General features: G+C 74.3%; 19 protein-coding genes and 2 tRNA genes. 8 read left to right on the forward strand and 13 right to left on the reverse strand.

The annotated features are described in order from the left end of the window. The first annotated feature begins 79 nt into the window (after positions 1–79). Positions 80–589 carry a DUF6636 domain-containing protein gene (locus F1D97_RS09295; RefSeq protein ID WP_236120252.1) on the forward strand — a complete coding sequence of 170 codons (510 nt, stop codon included), beginning with the start codon at positions 80–82 and terminating at the stop codon, positions 587–589. A 27-nt stretch (positions 590–616) separates the two neighbouring features. Here the strand turns inward: F1D97_RS09295 and F1D97_RS09300 are convergent, their stop codons facing one another. Continuing rightward, positions 617–2,605 carry a M13 family metallopeptidase gene (locus F1D97_RS09300; protein WP_236120253.1) on the reverse strand — a complete coding sequence of 663 codons (1,989 nt, stop codon included), beginning with the start codon at positions 2,603–2,605 and terminating at the stop codon, positions 617–619. 78 nt (positions 2,606–2,683) lie between these two features. Here F1D97_RS09300 and F1D97_RS09305 point away from each other — a divergent pair, with 78 nt between their 5' ends. Then, entirely contained in the window at positions 2,684–3,130 is a 447-nt protein-coding gene (locus tag F1D97_RS09305; protein WP_236120254.1) for a ribose-5-phosphate isomerase, read from the forward strand. 96 nt (positions 3,131–3,226) lie between these two features. Here F1D97_RS09305 and F1D97_RS09310 read toward each other — a convergent pair whose 3' ends face one another. The 9 genes from F1D97_RS09310 to F1D97_RS09350 form a co-directional block, all read right to left on the reverse strand. Further along, positions 3,227–4,492, reverse strand: coding sequence for a GNAT family N-acetyltransferase (locus F1D97_RS09310; RefSeq protein WP_236120255.1), 1,266 nt, complete (start codon positions 4,490–4,492; stop codon positions 3,227–3,229). Between the two features lie 55 nt (positions 4,493–4,547). After that, positions 4,548–4,892 carry an MGMT family protein gene (locus tag F1D97_RS09315; RefSeq protein WP_236120256.1) on the reverse strand — a complete coding sequence of 115 codons (345 nt, stop codon included), beginning with the start codon at positions 4,890–4,892 and terminating at the stop codon, positions 4,548–4,550. Positions 4,893–5,004: 112 nt separating this feature from the next. Next, the gene (locus tag F1D97_RS09320; protein ID WP_236120257.1) at positions 5,005–6,048 is read right to left on the reverse strand and encodes an LLM class F420-dependent oxidoreductase; all 1,044 of its coding nucleotides are present in this window, start codon (positions 6,046–6,048) and stop codon (positions 5,005–5,007) included. Positions 6,049–6,148: 100 nt separating this feature from the next. Next, positions 6,149–7,066, reverse strand: a complete 918-nt coding sequence (locus tag F1D97_RS09325) for a DUF1648 domain-containing protein (protein WP_236120258.1) — start codon at positions 7,064–7,066, stop codon at positions 6,149–6,151. 188 nt (positions 7,067–7,254) lie between these two features. Then, positions 7,255–7,626, reverse strand: a complete 372-nt coding sequence (locus tag F1D97_RS09330) for a GntR family transcriptional regulator (protein ID WP_236120259.1) — start codon at positions 7,624–7,626, stop codon at positions 7,255–7,257. A 41-nt stretch (positions 7,627–7,667) separates the two neighbouring features. Beyond that, the gene (gene epsC / locus F1D97_RS09335) at positions 7,668–8,252 is read right to left on the reverse strand and encodes a serine O-acetyltransferase EpsC (protein ID WP_236120260.1); all 585 of its coding nucleotides are present in this window, start codon (positions 8,250–8,252) and stop codon (positions 7,668–7,670) included. A 112-nt stretch (positions 8,253–8,364) separates the two neighbouring features. Continuing rightward, positions 8,365–9,300 (reverse strand): cysteine synthase A, encoded by a 936-nt coding sequence (gene cysK, locus F1D97_RS09340; RefSeq protein WP_236120261.1) that lies wholly within the window; start codon positions 9,298–9,300, stop codon positions 8,365–8,367. A gap of 381 nt (positions 9,301–9,681) precedes the next feature. After that, positions 9,682–11,544: a bifunctional 3'-5' exonuclease/DNA polymerase gene (locus F1D97_RS09345; protein ID WP_396022510.1), complete on the reverse strand. Its 1,863-nt coding sequence runs from the start codon at positions 11,542–11,544 to the stop codon at positions 9,682–9,684. Between the two features lie 40 nt (positions 11,545–11,584). Beyond that, positions 11,585–12,220: an SGNH/GDSL hydrolase family protein gene (locus tag F1D97_RS09350; RefSeq protein ID WP_236120262.1), complete on the reverse strand. Its 636-nt coding sequence runs from the start codon at positions 12,218–12,220 to the stop codon at positions 11,585–11,587. A gap of 84 nt (positions 12,221–12,304) precedes the next feature. Here F1D97_RS09350 and F1D97_RS09355 point away from each other — a divergent pair. Then, positions 12,305–12,381, forward strand: a tRNA-Pro gene (locus tag F1D97_RS09355). A gap of 50 nt (positions 12,382–12,431) precedes the next feature. On the opposite strand, the gene F1D97_RS17495 is transcribed toward F1D97_RS09355, so the two are convergent. Both F1D97_RS17495 and F1D97_RS09370 read right to left on the reverse strand, forming a co-directional pair. Next, positions 12,432–15,287, reverse strand: coding sequence for a helix-turn-helix transcriptional regulator (locus tag F1D97_RS17495; protein WP_317618837.1), 2,856 nt, complete (start codon positions 15,285–15,287; stop codon positions 12,432–12,434). Beyond that, positions 15,284–15,493, reverse strand: a complete 210-nt coding sequence (locus F1D97_RS09370) for a hypothetical protein (RefSeq protein WP_236120263.1) — start codon at positions 15,491–15,493, stop codon at positions 15,284–15,286. Before F1D97_RS09370 ends, F1D97_RS17495 begins: the two co-directional genes overlap by 4 nt. A gap of 273 nt (positions 15,494–15,766) precedes the next feature. On the opposite strand from F1D97_RS09370, the gene F1D97_RS09375 reads away from it, so the two are divergent. After that, positions 15,767–16,318: a DinB family protein gene (locus F1D97_RS09375; RefSeq protein WP_236120264.1), complete on the forward strand. Its 552-nt coding sequence runs from the start codon at positions 15,767–15,769 to the stop codon at positions 16,316–16,318. 116 nt (positions 16,319–16,434) lie between these two features. After that, positions 16,435–17,112, forward strand: a complete 678-nt coding sequence (locus F1D97_RS09380; RefSeq protein WP_236120265.1) for a hypothetical protein — start codon at positions 16,435–16,437, stop codon at positions 17,110–17,112. Positions 17,113–17,157: 45 nt separating this feature from the next. Here the strand turns inward: F1D97_RS09380 and F1D97_RS09385 are convergent. Then, positions 17,158–17,228: transfer RNA gene (locus F1D97_RS09385), tRNA-Gly, on the reverse strand. Between the two features lie 266 nt (positions 17,229–17,494). Here F1D97_RS09385 and tig point away from each other — a divergent pair. The 3 genes from tig to F1D97_RS09400 all read left to right on the forward strand — a co-directional run bounded on the left by tig (position 17,495) and on the right by F1D97_RS09400 (position 20,382). Continuing rightward, positions 17,495–18,856 (forward strand): trigger factor, encoded by a 1,362-nt coding sequence (tig, locus tag F1D97_RS09390; protein WP_236120266.1) that lies wholly within the window; start codon positions 17,495–17,497, stop codon positions 18,854–18,856. A 201-nt stretch (positions 18,857–19,057) separates the two neighbouring features. Continuing rightward, positions 19,058–19,654, forward strand: coding sequence for an ATP-dependent Clp protease proteolytic subunit (locus tag F1D97_RS09395; protein ID WP_236123551.1), 597 nt, complete (start codon positions 19,058–19,060; stop codon positions 19,652–19,654). A 23-nt stretch (positions 19,655–19,677) separates the two neighbouring features. Beyond that, complete coding sequence (locus F1D97_RS09400) at positions 19,678–20,382, forward strand: ATP-dependent Clp protease proteolytic subunit (protein ID WP_317618839.1); 705 nt, start codon at positions 19,678–19,680, stop codon at positions 20,380–20,382. Positions 20,383–20,566 lie beyond the last annotated feature (184 nt).

The raw sequence follows: 20,566 nt of genomic DNA on the forward strand, positions 1-20,566 counted from the left end.
ATGTCATGCCGGGTGGCCGCGTGGAGCATCGCGGCCCGAGGACACCCGGCCGACGCACGGAAGGACGGCTCGCCGCACCATGTCGCAGCGCTCGATCCGCTGGTGGATGGCCGCCGACGCGGTCCTCGTCATCATCTTCATGGTGCTGCTGGTGGTGCGGCTGAGCGGCGACGGCGGCGAGCGGACGGCAGGGCCCACGCCGACGGCGACGGTGTCGGTCAAGGGTCCGACGACCCCGTCGGGCGCCGACGCGAGCTTCCGGCTGCCGAGCGGCAACATCGCGTGCACGATGTCGACGGCGGGGGTGACGTGCACGATCGCGTCCGTCGCGTACGACCCGCCGGCGGTCGCGGGCTGCGACGGCCGGACGGGTCACGTGCTGGTCCTCAACGAGGACGGCTTCTCGTTCGCGTGCGTCCAGGGTCCGGCACCGACGGTGGCGGGTGACGACGTGCCGACGCTCGAGTACGGCTCGTCGGCGGAGGTCGGCGGCTACACGTGCCGGAGCGCGACCGACGGCGTGCGGTGCACGGACGCGGACGGGGTGGGGTTCCATCTCGCGCGCGCCGCGTGGCGCGAGCTGCCCTGACGCCGTCGCGCCAGGGCGGCTCGGGCGTCACCAGATCCGGACGCGCTCCTCGGGAGCGAGGTACAGCGCGTCGCCCGGCTGCACGTCGAACGCCGCGTAGAACTCGTCGACGTTGCGCACCACGCCGTTGCAGCGGAACTCGTCGGGCGCGTGCGGGTCGGTCGCGAGGCGGCGGACGACCTCCTCGTCGCGGCCCTTGGTGCGCCACGCCTGCGCCCAGCCGAGGAAGAACCGCTGCACGCCCGTGAGCCCGTCGATCACCGGTGCCTCGTCGAGCGGGCGGCCGAGCGCGATGCGGTAGGCCTTGAGCGCGATCGACAGCCCGCCCAGGTCACCGATGTTCTCGCCGACCGTCAGCGCGCCGTTCACGCGGTGCGAGCCGCCCAGCTGCGCGGGGGAGAACGCGTCGTACTGCGCGACGAGCGCGCTCGTGCGGCGCTCGAACTCCGCGCGGTCGTCCGCGGTCCACCAGTCCTCGAGCCGGCCCGTGCCGTCGTACTTGCTGCCCTGGTCGTCGAACCCGTGCCCGATCTCGTGGCCGATGACCGCGCCGATCGCGCCGAAGTTCACGGCGTCGTCCGCCTCGGCGTCGAAGAACGGGGGCTGCAGGATCGCCGCGGGGAAGACGATCTCGTTCATCCCGGGGTTGTAGTAGGCGTTGACGGTCTGCGGCGTCATGAACCACTCGTCGCGGTCGAGCGGCTTGCCGATCTTCGCGAGCTCGCGGTCGAGCTCGAACGCGTTCGCCGCGCGCACGTTCCCGACCAGGTCGGCCGCGTCGACCTGCAGCGCCGCGTAGTCGCGCCACCGCACGGGGTAGCCGATCTTCGGCGTGAACGCGTCGAGCTTCGCGAGCGCCTTCGCGCGGGTCTCCTCGCCCATCCACTCGAGCGACGTGATCGACTCGCGGTACGCCTCGACGAGGTGCGCGACGAGCTCGTCCATGCGCTCCTTGTGCGAGGGCGGGAAGTGCCGCGCGACGTACACCTCGCCGACCGCCTCGCCCAGCACGCCCTGCACGAGCGACACGCCGCGCTTCCAGCGGTCGCGCAGCTCCTGCGCGCCGGTCAGCGTGCGGCCGTAGAAGTCGAAGTTCGCCTCGACGAGCTCCTGCGTGAGGTACGGGGCACGGTCGGTGACGACGTGGTACGCGAGCCACGCCTTCCAGTCCTCGAGCGGCTCGGACGACCACAGCCGCGCGAAGCCCTCGGCGAACTGCGGCTCGCGCACGACGAGCTGGTCGAGCGCACCGGCGGGGGCGCCGAGCGCCTGCGCCCACGCGTGCCAGTCGAAGCCGGGCGCGCTCGTCGCGAGATCCGCGAGCGCCGTCGGGTTGTACGTGAGGTCGGCGTCGCGGTCCTTGACGACGTCCCAGTGGTGCGCGGCGAGCGCGGTCTCGAGCGCGACGACCCGCGCGGCGAGCGCGCTCGCCTCCGCCTCGTCCGCGGCGACCTGCGCGAGGCGCAGCATGCGGGCGACGTGCGGTGCGTACGCCGCGAGCACGGCGGCGTACTGCTCCTCCCGGTAGTACGCCTCGTCGGGCAGGCCGAGGCCGCCCTGGTGCAGGTAGACGACGTAGCGCTCGGGGTCGTCGGCGTCGTTGTCGACCCACATGCCGACCGCGCCGCCCGCGCCCGTGCGCTGCAGCGCGCCGAGCACGCCCGTGAGCTCGGCCTGCGAGGTCGCGCCCTCGACGAGCGCGAGGTCGAGCCGCAGCGGTGCGAGCCCGGCCCGCTCGATCGCGTCGGTGTCCATGAAGCTCGCGTACACGGCCCCGACCTTCGCGCCCGCGCTCGTCGCGTCGCCCTCGCCCGCGGCGTGCGCGCCCAGGTCGGCGATGATGTCGCGGACCTGCTCCTCGGCCGCGTCGTGCAGCTTGCGGAACGTGCCGTCCATCGCGCGGTCCGCGGGGATGACGTGCTGGGCGTACCAGCGACCGTTCACGTGGCGGTACAGGTCGTCCTGGGGGCGGACGGTGGGGTCGAGGTCGGTCAGGTCGAGGCCGCTTCGCGTCATGGGCACAGCCTACGGACCGCGCACCCCAGCCCACGGACAGCGTGCGGCGCGGCCCGCGCGCTGCGGCAGGATGTGCCCATGCGCATCCACATCGGTTCCGACCACGCCGGCTACGAGCTCAAGGTCGCGCTCGTCGAGCACCTGCAGGCCGCAGGGCACGACGTCGTCGACCACGGCGCGCACTCCTACGACGCGCTCGACGACTACCCGCCGTTCTGCTTCGCGGCGGGCGAGGCCGTCGTCGCGGAGCCGGGCTCGCTCGGCATCGTGCTCGGCGGCTCGGGCAACGGCGAGCAGATCGCCGCGAACAAGGTCACGGGCGTCCGCGCGGCCCTCGCGTGGAACCTCGAGACGGCGACGCTCGCGCGCCAGCACAACGACGCGAACGTCATCGCGATCGGCGCGCGCCAGCACTCCGTCGACGAGGCGATCGGCTTCGTCGAGGCGTTCCTGGCCGAGCCGTTCAGCGGCGACGCCCGCCACCAGCGCCGCATCGACCTCCTGGCGGAGTACGAGTCCCGCTGACCCCTTCCGCCGAGCGCGCACGTCCGTGCGCGAGTGCGCACGACGAGCGTGCGCACTCGCGCCGGACCGTCCGCACTCGGCGGTGACGCCGTGGGGTCAGAAGACCCAGGGGCAGAGGGGGGCGAGCGGCCAGGAGAACGCCGCCGCCGTGGGGCGCAGCGTGCCGGGGGTGAGCTCGGTGACCAGGCCCGCGTCCGCGTAGGCCGCCAGGGACCGGCCGCCCAGGTACGCCGCGCCGAGCTCGCGGACGTCGACGCGCACGTCCGGCTCGTCGTCGGTGCGGCTCACCTCCGCGGCCCACCCGTCCGCGCCCTCGTCCGTCGTCGCCAGGCGCCACCGGCCCGCGTTCGCGGGCAGCCGCGCGTCGTCGACCTCGAGGACGACGTCGACGGGTGCGCTGTACCGGCGGGCGGCGAGCGCGACCGGCAGGTCGAGCAGGCGCACCCACAGGTTGTCGGTCAGGCGGGGCTGGGCGCCGCGCCGGTCCACCAGGAGCGACAGGAGCCGGTCGTCGACCGGGAGCATGTTGGTCGTGACCTCGCTCGTGAGGTCGAGGTCGAGGACGAACGACCACAGGCGGTGCGCGGCGGCCGCGTCGACCGCCGCCGAGTCGCGGACCGTGACGGGGTAGCACGGGCCCGCGTCGCCCCACGTCTCCTTGCGGCGCAGCAGCGCGTACGCCCGCGGGTCGCCGGACTCGTCGTGCACCGCCACGATGCGCAGCGGCTCGCCGCCGTCGCGCCACGCGGGCGGGTCGGCCAGGCGGGAGCGGCGGTGCGCGTCCGACGCGCGCACGATCCAGCCCGGACGCCCGGCGCCGGCCGCGGCGTTCACCGACTGCACGAGGTCACGGTGCCGCTCCATGTCGGCCGTGTCGATGCGCACCGTGAGCGCGTCGCTGCCCGGCACGTCGCGCAGCGCGGCGCCGCGCGGCATCTTGAGGCGCACGTCGTCGCTCGCGGAGCCGTAGCCGAACCGGCCGTAGATGGCCATCTCCGCCGCGAACAGCGCGGAGACGGGCTCGCCGCGCTCGAGCGAGCGCGCGAAGTGGAAGTCGATCATCGCGGACAGCAGCCCGCGGCGGCGCTCGTCGGGCCGGACACCGACGAACGTCAGGCCCGAGCACGGGACCTCGCCGCCCGGCACCGGCAGGTCGAAGTCGAACGAGCCGTGCACGCCGCCGAGCGTCCCGTCGGGCCGCTCGACGCCCGCCGTGCGGTCCCACTCGAGCGTGTCGGGGACGATCTCGCTGGTCTTCTCGTCGGGCTCGAACGCGAACGCGAGGTGGTCGACGGCGAGGAACTCGGTCTTGCGGTCGTGCGGCACCGCCACGGTGCGGTACCCGTCGGGGAGAGGCGTCATGGCGTCATCGTCACCCCCGCCCGGCGCATTTCACCAGCGCATATGCGGGTTTCGCTCAGCCGGACGCCAGATCGTCGTCCGGGAACCAGATCGCGCGGCGCAGGGCGACCCGCGTCCCGTCCGCGACCAGCGGCGTGCCCTCGGCGCGCAGCTCGTCGAGCGCGCGGTGCAGGTGCCGCGGGGGCGGCGCGCCCGACGCGTTGACGACCCGCCACCACGGCACGCCCGACCCGGCGCGGGCCATGACCTGCCCCACCTGGCGTGGGCCGCCGCGCGGCCGCTCGCCCGCGGCCGCGAACCGGTCCGCGACCACCTCGGCGACCGTCCCGTACGTCATGGCGCGGCCCGGCGGGATCGTCTCGACGAGGTCGAGCACCGCCTCGAGGTACGCGTCGTCCACGACGACGAGTGTGCCGCAGCGCGTGGTGTCGCAGGGCGCCGTGCCGCAGCGGGGGATGCCGCAGCGGGTGGTGTCGCAGCGGGTGGTGTCGCAGCGGGTGGTGTCGCAGCGGTCAGTCGGCGTCCTGCGTCAGGACCGCCGCGACCGCGGGCAGCGTGCGCGGGTCGCCCTGCACGACGAGCGTCGTGATCGCCGTGGCGCGCCACGCCGGCAGCTGCGCGCGCACGTCGTCGGGCGTGCCGACGAGCGCGACGTCACGCACGAGCTCGACGGGCACGGCGGCGGCCGCGCGCTCCTTGTCGCCCGCGAGGTAGTGCGCCTGGATCTCGTCGCACACCGCGGAGTAGCCGAGCCGGTCGAGCACGTTGCGGTGGAAGTTCGCGCCCTTGGCGCCCATGCCGCCCGCGTACAGCGCGACGAACGGCCGGATCTGCTCGGCGGCGGCCTCGACGCTCGCGGCCATCACCACCGGCACGGGTGCGACGACCTCGAACACCGCAGGGTCGCGGTCGTCGGAGCGGGCCGCGAAGCCCTCGGCGAGCAGCGTCCGGTACTCGTCGTCCATGCGCGGCGAGTAGAACATCGGCAGCCAGCCGTCGGCGATCTCGGCCGCGAGCGCGACGTTGCGCGGCCCCTCCGCAGCGAGGTGGATCGGCAGGTCGGCCCGCAGCGGGTGCACGGTCGGGCGCAGCGCCTTGCCGAGCCCCGCACCCTCGTCGGGACCCAGCGGCAGACGGTAGAAGTCCCCGTCGAACGTCACGGGCGCCTCACGCGCGAGCACCTGGCGCACGACGGCGACGAACTCCCGCGTGCGGGCGAGCGGACGCGGGTACGGCTGGCCGTACCAGCCCTCGACGACCTGCGGCCCCGACGCCCCGAGGCCGAGCACGAACCGCCCGCCCGACAGGTGGTCGAGCGTGAGCGCGGCCATCGCGGTCGCGGTCGGGGTACGGGCCGAGATCTGCGCGATCGCGGTGCCGAGCCGGACGGTCGAGGTGCGCGAGCCCCACCAGGCGAGCGGGGTGAACGCGTCGGAGCCGTACGCCTCGGAGGTCCAGACCGAGTCGAAGCCCAGGCGCTCGGCGGCGACCACGGTCTCGAGGGCACCCGGCGGCGGGCCTGCGGACCAGTAGCCCAGCGAGTACCCCAGGCGCATGGCGGCCTCCGTGACGTCGTCGTCGCGGCGGCCGGTCGGCCGCGGCGCGGTCAGGTTACCCGCGAGTAGCCCGCGGGGTCGCGGTCCGCGCCCGGTCGTCTCACGCGCGGCGGTGGTCGGCGAGGGTGTTGAGGAGCGCGGCGGCCGTCGCGGCGTCGTCCACCGTCACGACGAGCACGCGCGACCCGGTCCGCCGCACCTCGATCGCCTCGCCCGCGCGCAGCACCAGCCCGGAGCGCCCGTCGCGGCCCAACCGGTAGCCCCAGCCGCCGAACTGCCGCAGCGGCTGCACCTGCACCACGTCCGCGCGCTCCACCTCGTCCACCGGCACCCGCACGCGCGGCCACCCGACCACCGAACGCGCCTCGAGCCCGCGCGAGTCGACCGTGACGCGCCACAGCAGCGTCGCCGCGAGCAGCACGGCGAGCCCGAAGGGGATCAGCAGCGCGGCCCACTCGTCGAGCACCACGGCGAGCACGGTGGTCATCGCGACGGCCGCGCCGGCGGGGACCAGCGCCGTGGGGGAGCCGACCGTGCGGCTCCACGCCGCGCGCTGCGAGCGGGACAACGGCACGCGACGCGCGTCGGCGTCGACGGGTCCCTGCGCCGGCATCGGCGGGTCGGCGGGAGCCAGGAGGAACGCGAGGCCCGCCACGACGACGGCGACGACGAGCCCCAGGACCACGGTCGAGGTCTCGCCCGGCGCCAGCGCGCCATCGGCGAGACCGCGCTGGCTCGCGAGGGTGCCGGTCTCGACGACCGCGAACAGCGCACCCAGCCCTGCGGAGGTCGCGATGAGCCCGCGGCGCGTCACGCCGTCGTGCCCGCGCCAGAACGCGAAGGCCCACTGCCCGGTGCACACCGCGACGCCGATGAGCAACGGCACGAACGCGCCCGCGAACGACGAGAACCCGTCCGGGCCGTCGGTGCCCCAGTGCGTCGCGATGCGCTCGGGCAGCTCGTCACGCCAGCTCAGCACGAGGAGCGCCGCGACCGCCATGAGGGCCAAGGGGAGCACGAGTCCGAGCAGCGTGGTCGAGCGGCGGTGGGGGACGGGCGTGCGAGGTTGTGTGCCGGCCACACTGCCGACGGGGGCGCCGGCGGGGGTGCGCAGCGGCGGTCCTGGCTGGCGGCGGCTCGGGCCACGGTCCGGCACCTGGGTCGGCCCGCGGTCGGGCACGTGGTTCGGGGTGGTCGGCGGCGTCGTCATCGGCCCTCCGTGGTCGTCGGGCGGGCGAATGCGGCCTGCAGGAGTGCGGTCGCGGCGGTCGCCGACACGCCCGCGCGGCGTGCGGCGTCGACGAGCGCGGCGACCGGGGCGGCGAGCGCGGCGTAGTCGGCGTGCTCGGCGATCACGGCGCCTCGCCCACGGCGCAGGTCGAGCAGGCCCTCGTCGCGCAGGTCCTGGTACGCGCGCAGCACGGTGTGCAGGTTGACGTCGAGGGACGTCGAGAGCACGCGGGCCGGGGGCAGCCGGTCGCCCGTGCGCAGCTCGCCCGACGCGACCGCGTCGCGCACCTGCGCGGCGATCTGCGCGAAGAGCGGCTCGTCGCGCTCGGGGTCGACGGTCCAGAGCACGGCGTCAGGCTAGTTGTTCGGCGCCGACTAGAACAGGGACCTCAGATGTAGATCGCGGGGTCGTCGATCTCGGCGTCGAACGGCGCGGCGGCCGGACGCAGGCGGATCTGCGCGGGCACACCCACCGCGATCGCACCCGCCGGGACGTCGTGGATCACGACCGCGTTCGCCCCGACCTGCACGCCGTCCCCGATCCACACCGGACCGAGGATCTTCGCGCCCGCGCCGACCACGACGTTGTCGCCGAGCGTGGGGTGCCGCTTGCCGTGCCGCATGGACTTGCCGCCGAGCGTCGAGCCGTGGAACAGCACCACGTCGTCGCCGACCTCGGCGGTCTCGCCGATGACCACGCCCATGCCGTGGTCGATGAACAGGCGCCGCCCGAGGCGCGCGCCGGGGTGGATCTCGATGCCCGTGAGGAACCGCACGAGCTGCGACAGCAGCCGCGCGGGCAGACGCAGGCCCGGCTCGCGCCACATCGCGTGCGCCACGCGGTAGGTCCACACCGCGTGCACGCCCGGGTAGGCGAGCGCGACCTCGAGCGCCGACCGGGCCGCGGGGTCGCGACGACGCGCGGCCTCGAGGTCCTCGCGGAACGTGGCGATGAAGTGCTGCAGGGAGGGCATGGGACCTGGCTCTCGAGAGCTCTCGAACGGGGGACGGCCGCCGTGGGGCGGACCAGGGACCGGGGACCGTGCCCCGGGGTGCGTGACCCCGGGGCACGGCGCGGGCGGTGCGTCAGTCCAGCAGGTCCGCGTACAGCACCGTCGACAGGTAGCGCTCACCGAACGACGGGATGACCGCGACGATGAGCTTGCCCGCGTTCTCGGGGCGCTCCGCGAGCTGCTTCGCGGCCGCGAGCGCGGCACCCGACGAGATGCCGACGAGCAGGCCCTCCTCGGCGGCGGCGCGGCGCGCGTAGGTCACGGCCGTCTCGGCGTCGATGTCGATGACCTCGTCGTAGATCGACGTGTCGAGGATCTCGGGCACGAAGTTCGCGCCGAGGCCCTGGATCTTGTGCGGTCCGGGCTGACCGCCGTTGAGGATCGGGGACTCGGCGGGCTCGACCGCGACGATCTTGACGTCCGGCTTGCGCTCCTTGAGCACCTGGCCGACGCCCGTGATGGTGCCGCCCGTGCCGATGCCGGCGACGAGGATGTCGATCTGGCCGTCGGTGTCGGCCCAGATCTCCTCGGCGGTCGTCTTGCGGTGGATGGCCGGGTTGGCCTCGTTCGCGAACTGGCGGGCCAGGATCGCGCCCGGACGCTCGGCGACGACCTCGTTCGCGCGGTTGACCGCACCCTTCATGCCCTCGGAGCCCGGCGTGAGGATGAGCTCGGCGCCGAACGCGCGCAGCAGCGCACGCCGCTCCTTCGACATGGTCTCCGGCATGGTCAGGACGACCTTGTAGCCGCGCGCCGCGCCGACGAACGCGAGCGCGATGCCCGTGTTGCCGGACGTCGCCTCGACGATCGTGCCGCCCGGCTGCAGCTCACCCGACGCCTCGGCGGCGTCGATGATCGCGACACCGATGCGGTCCTTGACCGAGTTGGCCGGGTTGTAGAACTCGAGCTTGCCGACGACCGTGGCGGGGGCGCCGTCGGTGATCTTGTTGATACGGACCAGCGGCGTGTTGCCGATGAGCGCGGTCGCGTCGTCGTAGATGCGTGCCATGGTTCCTCTTCGGTCGAGCCGCCCGGGTGGCGGCGGATACGGGGGACTTGCCTTGCGGGTGCTGCAGGGTGCCCGGTTGATGGTGCGGAGGCACGTGTGCGGTCGGTGCCCGGGTAGGGGCGGGCCGCCGGGGCGAGCGCTGGCGGACCTGGCACGGACCGTCAGGGTCGGGGTGCCGTCGCGCGCGGGAGCCAGCGCTCTACCGACAGCGACAACACCGCGCCACGAGGGCACGGCAGGAGGAGGCGGGGGCGGACGTCCGCTCGCTCATCGCTCTCCTCCTCAGGCGGCCAGGACGGCCGCAGACGCAGGTGACGCTATCGCCAACGCGACTCCGCGCGCAAAGGTTCCCGCCCTGCGGGACGGCGACGACGAGCGGGTTCACCCGCCGGCTCGCGCGGGGTACGTCGTCGCACCCGGGACGCCCACGACGAGCCGCGCCGCCTCCTTCGCGTCCGCGTAGGTCGCCGCGACGCCCACCGAGAGCGGGAAGTCGACCGGGAAGTCGCCGAACAGCAGCCGTCCCGCGGCCGTCGCCGCGCCCGCGACCTGCACCGCGACCTCGTCCGCGCACGACACGGGCGTGTGCACCACGACCTCGTCGTGCAGGAAGTACACGAGGTGCGGGCGCCCGACGAACGGCGCGCGCACCAGGCCGGGCGCGCCCTCGTCGGCCCCCAGCGCCCACAGCCGCCGGCGGAGCTCGGCGAGCCAGCACAGCGCCCACTCGGCCGCGGTGCCCTGCACGACGAAGTTGCGCGTGAACCGGCCCCACGAGCGCGTCGCGGACCTGGCACGGGACTGCGCGCGCTCGGTCGCGTCCGGGTCGAGCGCGTCCGCCTGCGCCTGCGCCCACGACTCGCCCGGTCGTGGCGAGCTGCGCCCCAGGAGCGTCGAGACGACCTCGCCGCGCTCACCCGCGCGCGCCGCGTCCTCCACCAGCCCCACCGCCGCGGGGAACGCCTGCAGGAGCCGGGGGAGCACCGCGGCGCTCGCGCCCGTCGTCCCGCCGTACAGCGCGCCCAGCATCCCGACCTTCGCGAGGGCGCGCTCGGGCACGACGCCCGCGTCGACGATGCCGACGTACAGGTCACGCCCCGCACCCGCGGCGGCCATCCGCTCGTCGTGCGCCATCCCCGCGAGCACCCGCGGCTCGAGCTGCGCGGCGTCCGCGACGACGAGCCGCCACCCCGGGTCCGCCCTCACCGCGGTGCGCAGGCGGCGCGGGATCTGCAACGCGCCGCCGCCGCTCGACCCCCACCGCCCCGTGACCACACCACCCACCACGTACTCGGGCCGGAACCGGCCGTCCGGCACCCACTGGTCGAGCCACGCCCAGCCGTTCGCCGAGTGCAGGCGCGACAGCTTCTTGTACGCGAGCAGCGGCGCGATCGCGGGGTGGTCCACGCCCTCGAGCTCCCACTGCCGCGTCGAGGACACCGCGAGCCCCACGCGGCGCAGCGCGCGCAGCACGTCCGGCAGCGAGTCCGGGTTGAGGGACGGCGCGTCGAGCTCCGCGCGGACCTGCGCGGCCAGGCGCGCGAGCTCGGGCGGCCGCTCACCGCGCGGCGGGCGCTCGCCCAGCAGCTCGCGCAGCACCTCGTCGTGCACGTCGGCGTCCCAGGGCAGGCCCGTGTGGTGCATCTCGGTCGCGACGAGCGCGCCGGCGGACTCGCCCGCGACGAGCAGCCGCAGCCGCCCGGGGGACATGCTGCCCGCGACCGCGGCGTGCTGCGCGTCCAGCTCGGCGACGCACGCGTCCAGGTCGGGCGTGCCCGCGGGACCCCGCTCGTCGAGGCGAGGTCCTGCGGCATCAGGCGCGCCGTCGGGGTCGTCGAGCATCGCGTCGAACAGCGTCTGGTCCGTCGAGGCAGGTGCTGTCGGCGACGGGTCCAGGGGCGCGGCCTCGTCGAACGGCCCGGCCGGCGCGTGCGCGAGGTCGGAGGTCGCGCACGACGACGACGCGCGCAGCAGCCGGTGCGTGAGCCGCAGGTCCAGGCAACGCTCCACGCGCACGCCGTCCGCGAGCAGGCGCGGGTACCACGCGTGCGTGTCCGCCCACGCCCAGCGCACCGCACGCTCGGGCCCGAGCACCGCGGCGTCGCGCTCGCGGACGGCGACCACGCCGGATGGTGCCTCCTGCGCCGACGGTCCCGACTGCGCCGACGGTCCCGCCTGCGCCGACGGTCCCGACTGCGCCGACGGTCCCGCCTGCACCGACGGGCGCGCGACGACGACGATCACGGCACGAGCCTGCCGCACGCCGCCCACACGCGGCGTCCGCTCAGGCGGGCATCCCCAGCTCGTCGAGCCACGCCTCGGCGAGCAGCCCGTTGCCCGCGGGCGTCAGGTGCACACCGTCCGACGACCAGTGCGCCGCACCCGCGGCCTCCGTCGCCTCGGTGAACAGCAGGTCCGCGGCGAGCAGCCGCGCGCCGTACTCCTTGGCGAGCGACCGCACGACCGCGATGCGGGGGTCGAGGTCCTCGCGCCACGCCTCCTGCTCGGGCGACTGCGGCAGCAGGAACGGCTCGACGAGCACGAACCGCACGTCGAGGCGCTCGTGCGCGGAGTCGAGCATCGCGCGGTAGTGCTCCTCGTACTCCTCGGTGCTCGTGGTCCGGCCGCTGTCGTAGCGCCGCCACGTGTCGTTGATCCCGACGAGCAGCGAGATGACCGTGGGCTTGAGCGCGAGCGCGTCCTCCTCCCACCGGTCACGCACGAGCCCGGCCGTGTCACCGCCCACCCCGCGGTTGGTGAACGTCAGCTCCAGATCGGGTCGCCGGGCCCCGGCGAGCGCGGCGGCGATCGCGACCCACCCGTGGCCCAGGCTCTGCGGGTCCTCGCGGTCGCGGCCCCAGTCGGTGATGGAGTCGCCCTGGAACAGGACGCGGTCCGCGTGGGTGAAGAACGTCGTCACGCGCACATCCCACCACAGGGGGACCCGAACGGGTGACAGCGACGCGTCCCCTAGGCTGGGCGTCGCGCGAGCACCCTCGCGCGACGGGGTGTGGCGCAGGTTGGTAGCGCGTCCGCTTTGGGAGCGGAAGGTCGCCGGTTCGAATCCGACCACCCCGACCACCACCGTCGGAGGCCCGACGGACGCGCACGGGCGACGTCCCGACGACCGCTCAGCGGACGCCGATCAGGCCGCGACGGTGCGCGACGTCGACGGCCTCCGCGCGGCCCGACGCGCCGAGCTTCGCGAGCACGTTCGACACGTGCACCGAGACGGTCTTTCCGGAGATGAACAGCTGCCGGCCGATCTGGTTGTTGGACAGCCCCTGCGCGACGAGCGCGAGCACCTCGGCCTCGCGCGCGGTGAGCACGTCCGCACCCTGCTCGGGCACGCCGCCGACGGGCAGCCGCGCGCGGCGTGCGAGCTCGTGCAGCGCGCGCGCGAGCGGCGCGGCGCCCATGGCCTCGGCCTCGTCGAGCGCGCGCTGCGCCTCGATCGCGGCCTCGTCGCGCTCGCCCGCGAGCACGAGCGCCTCCGCGAGCCGCCAGCGGGAGCGCGCCTGCTCGTAGCGGTGCCCGTACCCGAACGCGTCCACGGCGGCGCGCCACAGCTCGACGGTCCCGGGCGGCGAGCCCTGCAGCCGGGCGTGCTCGGCGTGCGCCCGCGCGATCCACGCGAGCCCTTCGGGCCCGATCCTGCGCCCGGGCGGCAGCGGCCGCGCCGCGGTGGTCTCGACGCGCTGCGCGAACGGCTCGCCCGCGGCCACGAGCGCGGCGGTGTCCTGCCCGCGCACGCGCGCGTCGGCGGCCGCGTCCGCGAGCGCCGCGAGTGCGAGGGACGAGAGCCAGATGCCGCCGAAGAACTCGGGCAGCCAGGCCTTGGACAGCAGGCGGATCGCGCGGTCCGCGCGGTCGACCGCCTCGTCGTACCGGCCCAGCCAGGTGAGCGCGTCCGCCGCGCAGCCGCCCGCCGCGAGCGCGACGTCGGGGATGTGCCGCCACAGCGGGTCGAGCGCGACGCACCGCTCGACGACGTCGGCGTCGCCGCGCGCGGTCGAGGAGTACAGCACGACGAGGTCGATGAAGCCGCCGTCCTCGACGCGCTCGCGCGCGGGCACCTCGACGGGGGACAGGTCGCCGCGCACGTACGCCGTGAGCGCGGCGTACCCCGCGAGCTCGAGCCCGTAGCCGGAGTCCGTCATGCCCATCTCCCGGGCGCGGGCCAGTCCCGCCGCGGTGAGCTCGGCGGTGCCTGTCAGGTCCCCGGCGTCGTAGCGGCCGGCGGCCATGTTCGCCAGGATGCGCAGCTCGGTCTCCGCGTCACCCACGGACCGGGCGGCCGCGAGCGCCTCGGCGAGGATCGCGTCGGCCCGGTCGGCGTCGTCGGACACCACGAGCATCGCGAGCGACGCGAGCGCGTCGGACTCGGCGTCGATCGCGCTCACGTTGCGCGCGGTCGTCAACGCCTCCTGCACGACGTCGAACGCCTCGACGTCCCTATCGAGCTGGACGAGGGAGCGGCCGTGGGTCGCGAGCGCCCACGCGCGCGTCGCGGACGGGGTGGGCGGCAGCTCCTCGAGCGCGAGCGCGGTCTCGGCGAGGGCCGCGGCCGCGCGGTCGTACGCCTGCAGGTGGCGTGCGAGGCGGATGCGCAGCTCGGGGCGCTCGTCGTCGTCGGCGATCTCGACGGCGGACCGCGCGATCTGCACCGCGCGGTCGCGGCGTGCGGTGTTCCCGGCGGCGTCGGCCGCCGCCGCGAGCACCCCGACGCGCGAACCCGCGTCGGGCACGGCGTCCCACAGGCTCAGCGCGACCTCGAGGTGGCGCAGCTCCTCCTGCGGGGCGAGCAGCTCGTGGGCGGCCGCGGCGGCGTCGAGCGACGCGCGCAGCGCGACCGGCAGGTCGGGCGCGGCGAGCGCGTGGGCCGCGAGCTCCGCGGGCGTGCCGAGCGACGGGTCCTCGCTCAGCACGCGCACGTACGCGTGGTGCAGCGCCGACCGTTCGCCCGGCAGCAGGTCGCCCGCGATCGCCTCGCCGAGCAGCGCGTGCCGGAACGCGAGGTGCCCGTCCTCGACCCCGAGCACGTGCTGCCCGACGGCCTCGCGTAGCGTGGCGTCGACGTCCAGGCCGGGCGAGCTCGCGCGGGCGGCGGCGCGCAGCAGCGGCTCCCCGACGCGGCGCCCCGCGACGGCCGCGACGCGCGCGAGCTGCTGCACCGCGGGGTCGAGCTGCTCGACGCGGGCGCGCAGCACGTCCGCGAGCGTCCACGGCAGCGCCTCGTCGTCGCCGCCCTCGAGCAGCTCCTGCGCGAAGTACGCGTTGCCGCCCGAGCGCTCCGCGATGCGGCGCACGCGCGGCTCGGGCACCGCGTGGCCCGTGAGCGCCGAGGCGAACTGGGCGAGCTCGTCGGGCGTGAACGGCGCGAGCTCGAGGCGCGTGACGCGCGGGTGCCGCGCGAGCTCGGCCGCGACCGGCCGCCACGGGTGACGACGGTGCAGGTCGTCCGTGCGGTACGACACGACGAGCAGCACCGGCTCGCGCGTCATGCGCGTCACCAGGAACCGCAGCACGTCGCGGCTGGAGGCGTCCGCCCAGTGCGCGTCCTCGACGACGAGCAGCAGGGGGCGCTCCGGCCGGGCGACCGCCGCGAACAGCTCCGACAGCCCCTCGAACAGCTGCAGCTGGTCACCGTCGCCCACCGTGTCCGACGACGTCCCGTGCACGAGCCGGCCCAGCGCGGGCCGCGCCTCGAGCGTCGCCGCCACGGCGTCGGGCGCGATCTCGCGCAGCCGGCTCACCGCCTCGGCGAACGGCAGGTACGGCAGCCCGATCTCGCCGAGCTCGACGCAGTGCGTCACGACGACCGTCGCGTCCGTGCTCGTCGCGGCCACGTGCCGCAGCAGCGCCGACTTGCCGACGCCCGCGTCGCCGGCGAGCAGCACGGCGCCGGGCATGCCGGAGCCCGCCAGGTGCAGCGCGTCGGCGAGCGCGACGACCTGCTCCTGACGGGCGACGAAGGGGGTGCTCATCGGGCCGCGGACCACGCCCCCGATCCTCGCAGCGACCACCGACGCGCGACAGACCCGCGCATGCCGCCCGTGCTCTCGCCGCGGCGCGCGGCCCTGCGGTCACGTCGCCGCTGCGCGCCCACGCGCGTCGCGCGCAGCCCCGCCTCCAGCTGCTCCCGGCGGTACTCGAGCTCCGCCTCGTACCCGGGTCCCCACTGCTCGCTCATGTCCGTCTCCCTGCCCCTGGGCGGGTGGTCCCGCCGTGATGTCCTCGACTCTGCTGCTGAGTCGCGAGTCGGCGGATCGGGAGGTCGTCGGGTTGTGCCTCACGTCGTCGTCGGTGTCGCGTCTGAGGTACCTCAGACCGGGGGGACGGGTGGCGAGCGGGTACGACGACGAGCGCGAGGACCGCGTCGAGCCCGCGGACCTTCCCTGCCCTCCCCGACTCCTGGCGTGCACTTGCGGTGGACGGCGTCGCGGACCTCGCGCAGGATCGGCCCATGGACGCGCAGCCCGGCAGGGCCTTCGGCTGGTCCGACATGTGGGCCGCCCCTGAGGACGACCCGCGCGAGCAGGGCGGCCCGGTCGAGGGCGAACGCGCGACGCTCGTGCGCTACCTGCGCGACCGGCGCCTCACGCTCGAGATGAAGTGCGAGGGCCTCAGCCCCGAGCAGCTCGCCCGGCGCTCAGTCGAACCGTCGGACATGTCGCTGCTCGGCATCGTCCGGCACCTCGCCGAGGTCGAGCAGTACTGGTTCCGCATCGTCATGGCGGGGGAGCACCCCGAGCGGCACTTCCGCGGCTCGTCCGTGCTCGCGTTCCGCGAGGCCGTCGGGGACGACGAGCACGTCACCGACGCCTGGGCCCGGTGGCGCTCCGAGGTCGCGTACGCCGAGCGCCTCGTCGACGAGAGCGACCTCAGCCGCCGCGGCACCGGCCCCGAGCAGCCCGAGCTGCGCGAGGTCGTCGTCCACATGATCGAGGAGTACGCCCGCCACCTCGGCCACGCCGACCTCCTGCGCGAACGCATCGACGGGCGTATCGGCCAGTGACCTCCGCCGACGCCACGGGCGCGATCGTCGCGTCGGCGGGAGGCGTGCGTCGATACTGAGAGCTCCGAGGTCGAAGCAGGGCCTCTCGCTCTCACCCCGGAGGACGTGGTGGACGGATGTATCGCGCACTCGAGGAGCTCGATCTCGTCCGTGTACTCGCCGCACTCGCAGCACGTCGCCCTGTGTTCCACTCCGAGGCAGACATGCAGCAGGAGCTCGCGTGGCAGATCCATCTCCTGCACCCGGCCGTCGGAGTCCGTCTCGAGGTTCGTGTCCCGGAGCCGTCGAGGCCGGGACGCAGGGAGCGGGTGGACGTCCTCCTCCACACGGAGCTCGGTCGGGTCGCGATCGAGCTGAAGTACCCGACCGACGCGCTGAGCGCACAGATCGCCGACGAACTCGTCGTGCTCCCGCGGCAAGGGGCGCAGGACGTCACGACGTACGACGTCGTGAAGGACATCCATCGCGTCGAGCACTTCGTGCGGACAGGGCTCGCCTCCGCTGGAGCCGTGATCGTCATCAGCAATGACCGCTCGTACTGGACCGATCCAGGCCATGGTCGTGCTACCGCTGCCTCGGCGTTCAGGCTCTATGAGGGCACGGTGCTGAGTGGCTCGCGGTCGTGGGGTGCCGCTGCGGGGCCCGGCACGACGAGAGGCCGCGAGCCAGCGTTGGAGCTGTCCGGTGAGCACCGCCTCGCGTGGGGGCCGTTCAGCCGGATCGAAGGCGCCTCGCGGGGGGAGTTCCGTTCGCTTCTCGTCCCGGTGCATCCTTCTGATCCCGCGCGAGCCTGAGGGAGACCAAGCCGTTGGGGCTGGGGACCGCGGGGTAGGACTGGGAGCGGACGACGGGAATCGAACCCGCGTAGCCAGTTTGGAAGACTGGGGCTCTACCATTGAGCTACGTCCGCGCGGGCCGCACTGGTGCGGCCGGCGGCGTCAAGGGTACCGGCTCGCTCCGGTCCGTCCGAACCGCGCGCCGCGAGCGTGCGGGGGAGTGTGCGACAGGTCGTCGGTGGCACCGGGATTCGTCCGTGCTCCGGCGCGTGACGTACCATCGAGGGTCGCCCGTGCGCGCACCAGACCTCGAGCAGCACCTCGTGCCTGACGCCGCGCCGGAGCCCTCGCACCGCCGCCGGGAACGGCGAACCACCCCGATCAGTTGGAGAGCATCGAAGTGAAGAGCGCCGTCGAGACCCTGGAGCCGACGAAGGTCAAGCTGACCGTCGAGGTGACGTACGACGAGCTCCGCCCGAGCATCGAGCACGCGTACCAGCACATCGCGGAGCAGGTGACGGTGCCGGGCTTCCGCAAGGGCAAGGTGCCGCCGCGCATCATCGACCAGCGCGTCGGCCGTCCGGCGGTCATCGAGCACGCGGTGAACGAGGGTCTGGGCGGGTTCTACGCCGAGGCGGTCCGTGAGAACAAGCTGCGCCCGCTCGGCCAGCCCGAGGTCGAGGTCACCAAGGTCCCCGGTCTCGTCGCCGGCGAGGAGGAGGGTGAGCTGCACTTCTCCGCCGAGGTCGAGGTGCGCCCCGAGATCGAGATCCCCGCGCTCGACGGCCTGGCCGTCGAGGTCGAGGGCGTCGAGGTCCAGGACGCGGACGTCGAGGGTCGCCTGGACGCGCTGCGTGAGCGCTTCGGCACGCTGGTCGGCGTGGACGCCCCGGCGCAGGCGGGCAACTTCGTCGTGATCGACCTGGTCGCGAAGATCGACGACGCCGAGGTCGACTCGGTGTCGGGCGTCAGCTACCAGATCGGCTCGGGCAACATGCTCGAGGGTCTCGACGAGGCGCTGACGGGCCTGTCGGCCGGCGAGACGACGACGTTCGAGACCGAGCTGGCCGGCGGCGAGCACGCGGGCGAGAAGGCCCTGGTCACGGTGACGGCGACGACCGTCAAGGAGCGCCAGCTCCCCGACGCGGACGACGACTTCGCGCAGCTCGCGTCGGAGTTCGACACGCTGGAGGAGCTCAAGGCGGACCTGCGTGAGCAGGCCGCGCGCATCAAGGTCTCGAACCAGGCGGTGCAGGCGCGTGACCTGCTCGTCGAGAAGCTCGTCGAGAGCATCGAGATCCCGGTCCCGTCGGGTGTCGTCGAGGCCGAGGTGCACCGTCACCTCGAGTCCGAGGGTCGTCTCGAGGACGACGAGCACCGCACCGAGGTCACGGAGCAGGCGCAGACCGCGCTGCGCAACCAGATCCTCCTGGACACGCTCGCCGAGAAGCTCGAGGTGAAGGTCTCCCAGCAGGAGCTGATCGAGTACCTCGTGCAGGCGTCGCGCCAGTACGGCATGGACCCGAACACGTTCATCAAGACGCTCGACGAGGGCGGTCAGATCCCGGCGATGGTGGCCGAGGTCGCGCGTTCGAAGTCGATCGCCGTGGCGCTGCGCCAGGTCAAGGTCACGGACCCGTCGGGTGCGGCCGTGGACCTGTCGGACTTCATCGGCACGGACGAGGACGACGCGGCGGAGTCGCAGGACGACGCGGCCGCTGCCGCCGCCGTCGCGGACGCCGCGGTGGACGCGACCGCCTGACGTCCCACCATCCCGACCGGGAGCCCGTCACCGCACGTCGGTGGCGGGCTCCCGTCGTCGTGCCGGGTGCCACCGGCGCGGGCTGCGCCGACAGCGAAACGGGCCGTGGCCGGGCCGGATCTGCGGCGGCCGGGCGTTAGTGTCACTGCGACGCAAGGACGCCGCTTCGACCAAGGAGCCTTCGTGAACGACTTCCCGGCCATGGCCCGGGCCGATTCCCCCGGACTCGGCCTGAACGACCACATCTACAACCGGCTGCTGCGCGAGCGGATCATCTGGCTCGGTTCCGAGGTGCGCGACGAGAACGCGAACGCGATCTGCGCGCAGATGATGCTCCTGGCGGCGGAGGACCCGGACAAGGACATCTGGCTGTACATCAACTCGCCGGGCGGCTCGATCACGGCCGGCATGGCGATCTACGACACGATGCAGTACATCAAGCCGGACGTCGCGACCATCGCGATGGGCATGGCCGCCTCGATGGGGCAGTTCCTGCTCTCGTCGGGTGCGAAGGGCAAGCGGTACGCGACGCCCCACGCCCGCGTGATGATGCACCAGCCCTCCGGCGGCATCGGCGGTACGGCCACGGACGTGCGCATCAACGCGCAGCTGATCCTGCACATGAAGACCGTGCTCGCGGAGCTGACGGCCGCGCAGACCGGCAAGTCGGTGGAGCAGATCAACTCGGACGCGGACCGTGACCGGTGGTTCACGGCGCAGGAGGCGCTCGAGTACGGGTTCATCGACCACGTCGTCGAGGCTGCGAGCTCCGTGGCGGGCCGCGGCGGGACCGCCTGAGCGTTCGAGACCGAGGAGAACCAGTGAGCACCGAGTCCCAGTTCATCGCCCGGGCGGGCGCGCTCGCGGGTGGCTTCGGCCGCCCGGCCGCGGCGGGTCCGTCGGCCCGCTACGTGCTGCCGCAGTTCGAGGAGCGCACGGCCTACGGCTTCAAGCGCCAGGACCCGTACACCAAGCTGTTCGAGGACCGCATCATCTTCCTCGGCGTGCAGGTGGACGACGCGTCCGCCGACGACGTGATGGCGCAGCTGCTGGTCCTGGAGAGCAACGACCCGGACCGTGACATCACGCTCTACATCAACTCGCCCGGTGGCTCGTTCACCGCGCTGACGGCGATCTACGACACGATGCAGTACATCAAGCCGGAGATCGCGACCGTGTGCCTCGGGCAGGCGGCCTCCGCGGCGGCGGTGCTGCTCGCGGCGGGCACGAAGGGCAAGCGCCTGGCCCTGCCGAACGCGCGCGTGCTGATCCACCAGCCCGCGATGGAGGGCGGCGGCTACGCGCAGGCGTCCGACATCGAGATCCACGCGAACGAGCTCATCCGCATGCGCGAGTGGCTCGAGGAGACGATCGCGCACCACACGGGACGCGACGTCGGGGTGGTCCGCCAGGACATCGAGCGCGACAAGATCCTCACGGCGCAGCAGGCGCTCGAGTACGGCCTGGTCGACCAGGTGCTCGCGAGCCGCAAGGGCGCGCGGCCGACGGTCATCGAGCCGTCCTGAGCCGTCGGGGGGCGGTCGCGGTCGGTGCTGCCAGCCGGCGTCCCCTCGGGTGAACGGCGAGCGTGCACGAGCCGGACGACGACGGCGGGCGCAGACGGGTGATCCTGCCCGGCGGCACCCGCCGTCGTCGCGCTCGGCGGGTCCCGTACGGGCGGCCTGGCTCGTCCGATAGCCCAGATCGGGC

It is taken from the genome of Cellulomonas palmilytica (assembly GCF_021590045.1).
Lineage (GTDB): Bacteria > Actinomycetota > Actinomycetes > Actinomycetales > Cellulomonadaceae > Cellulomonas > Cellulomonas palmilytica.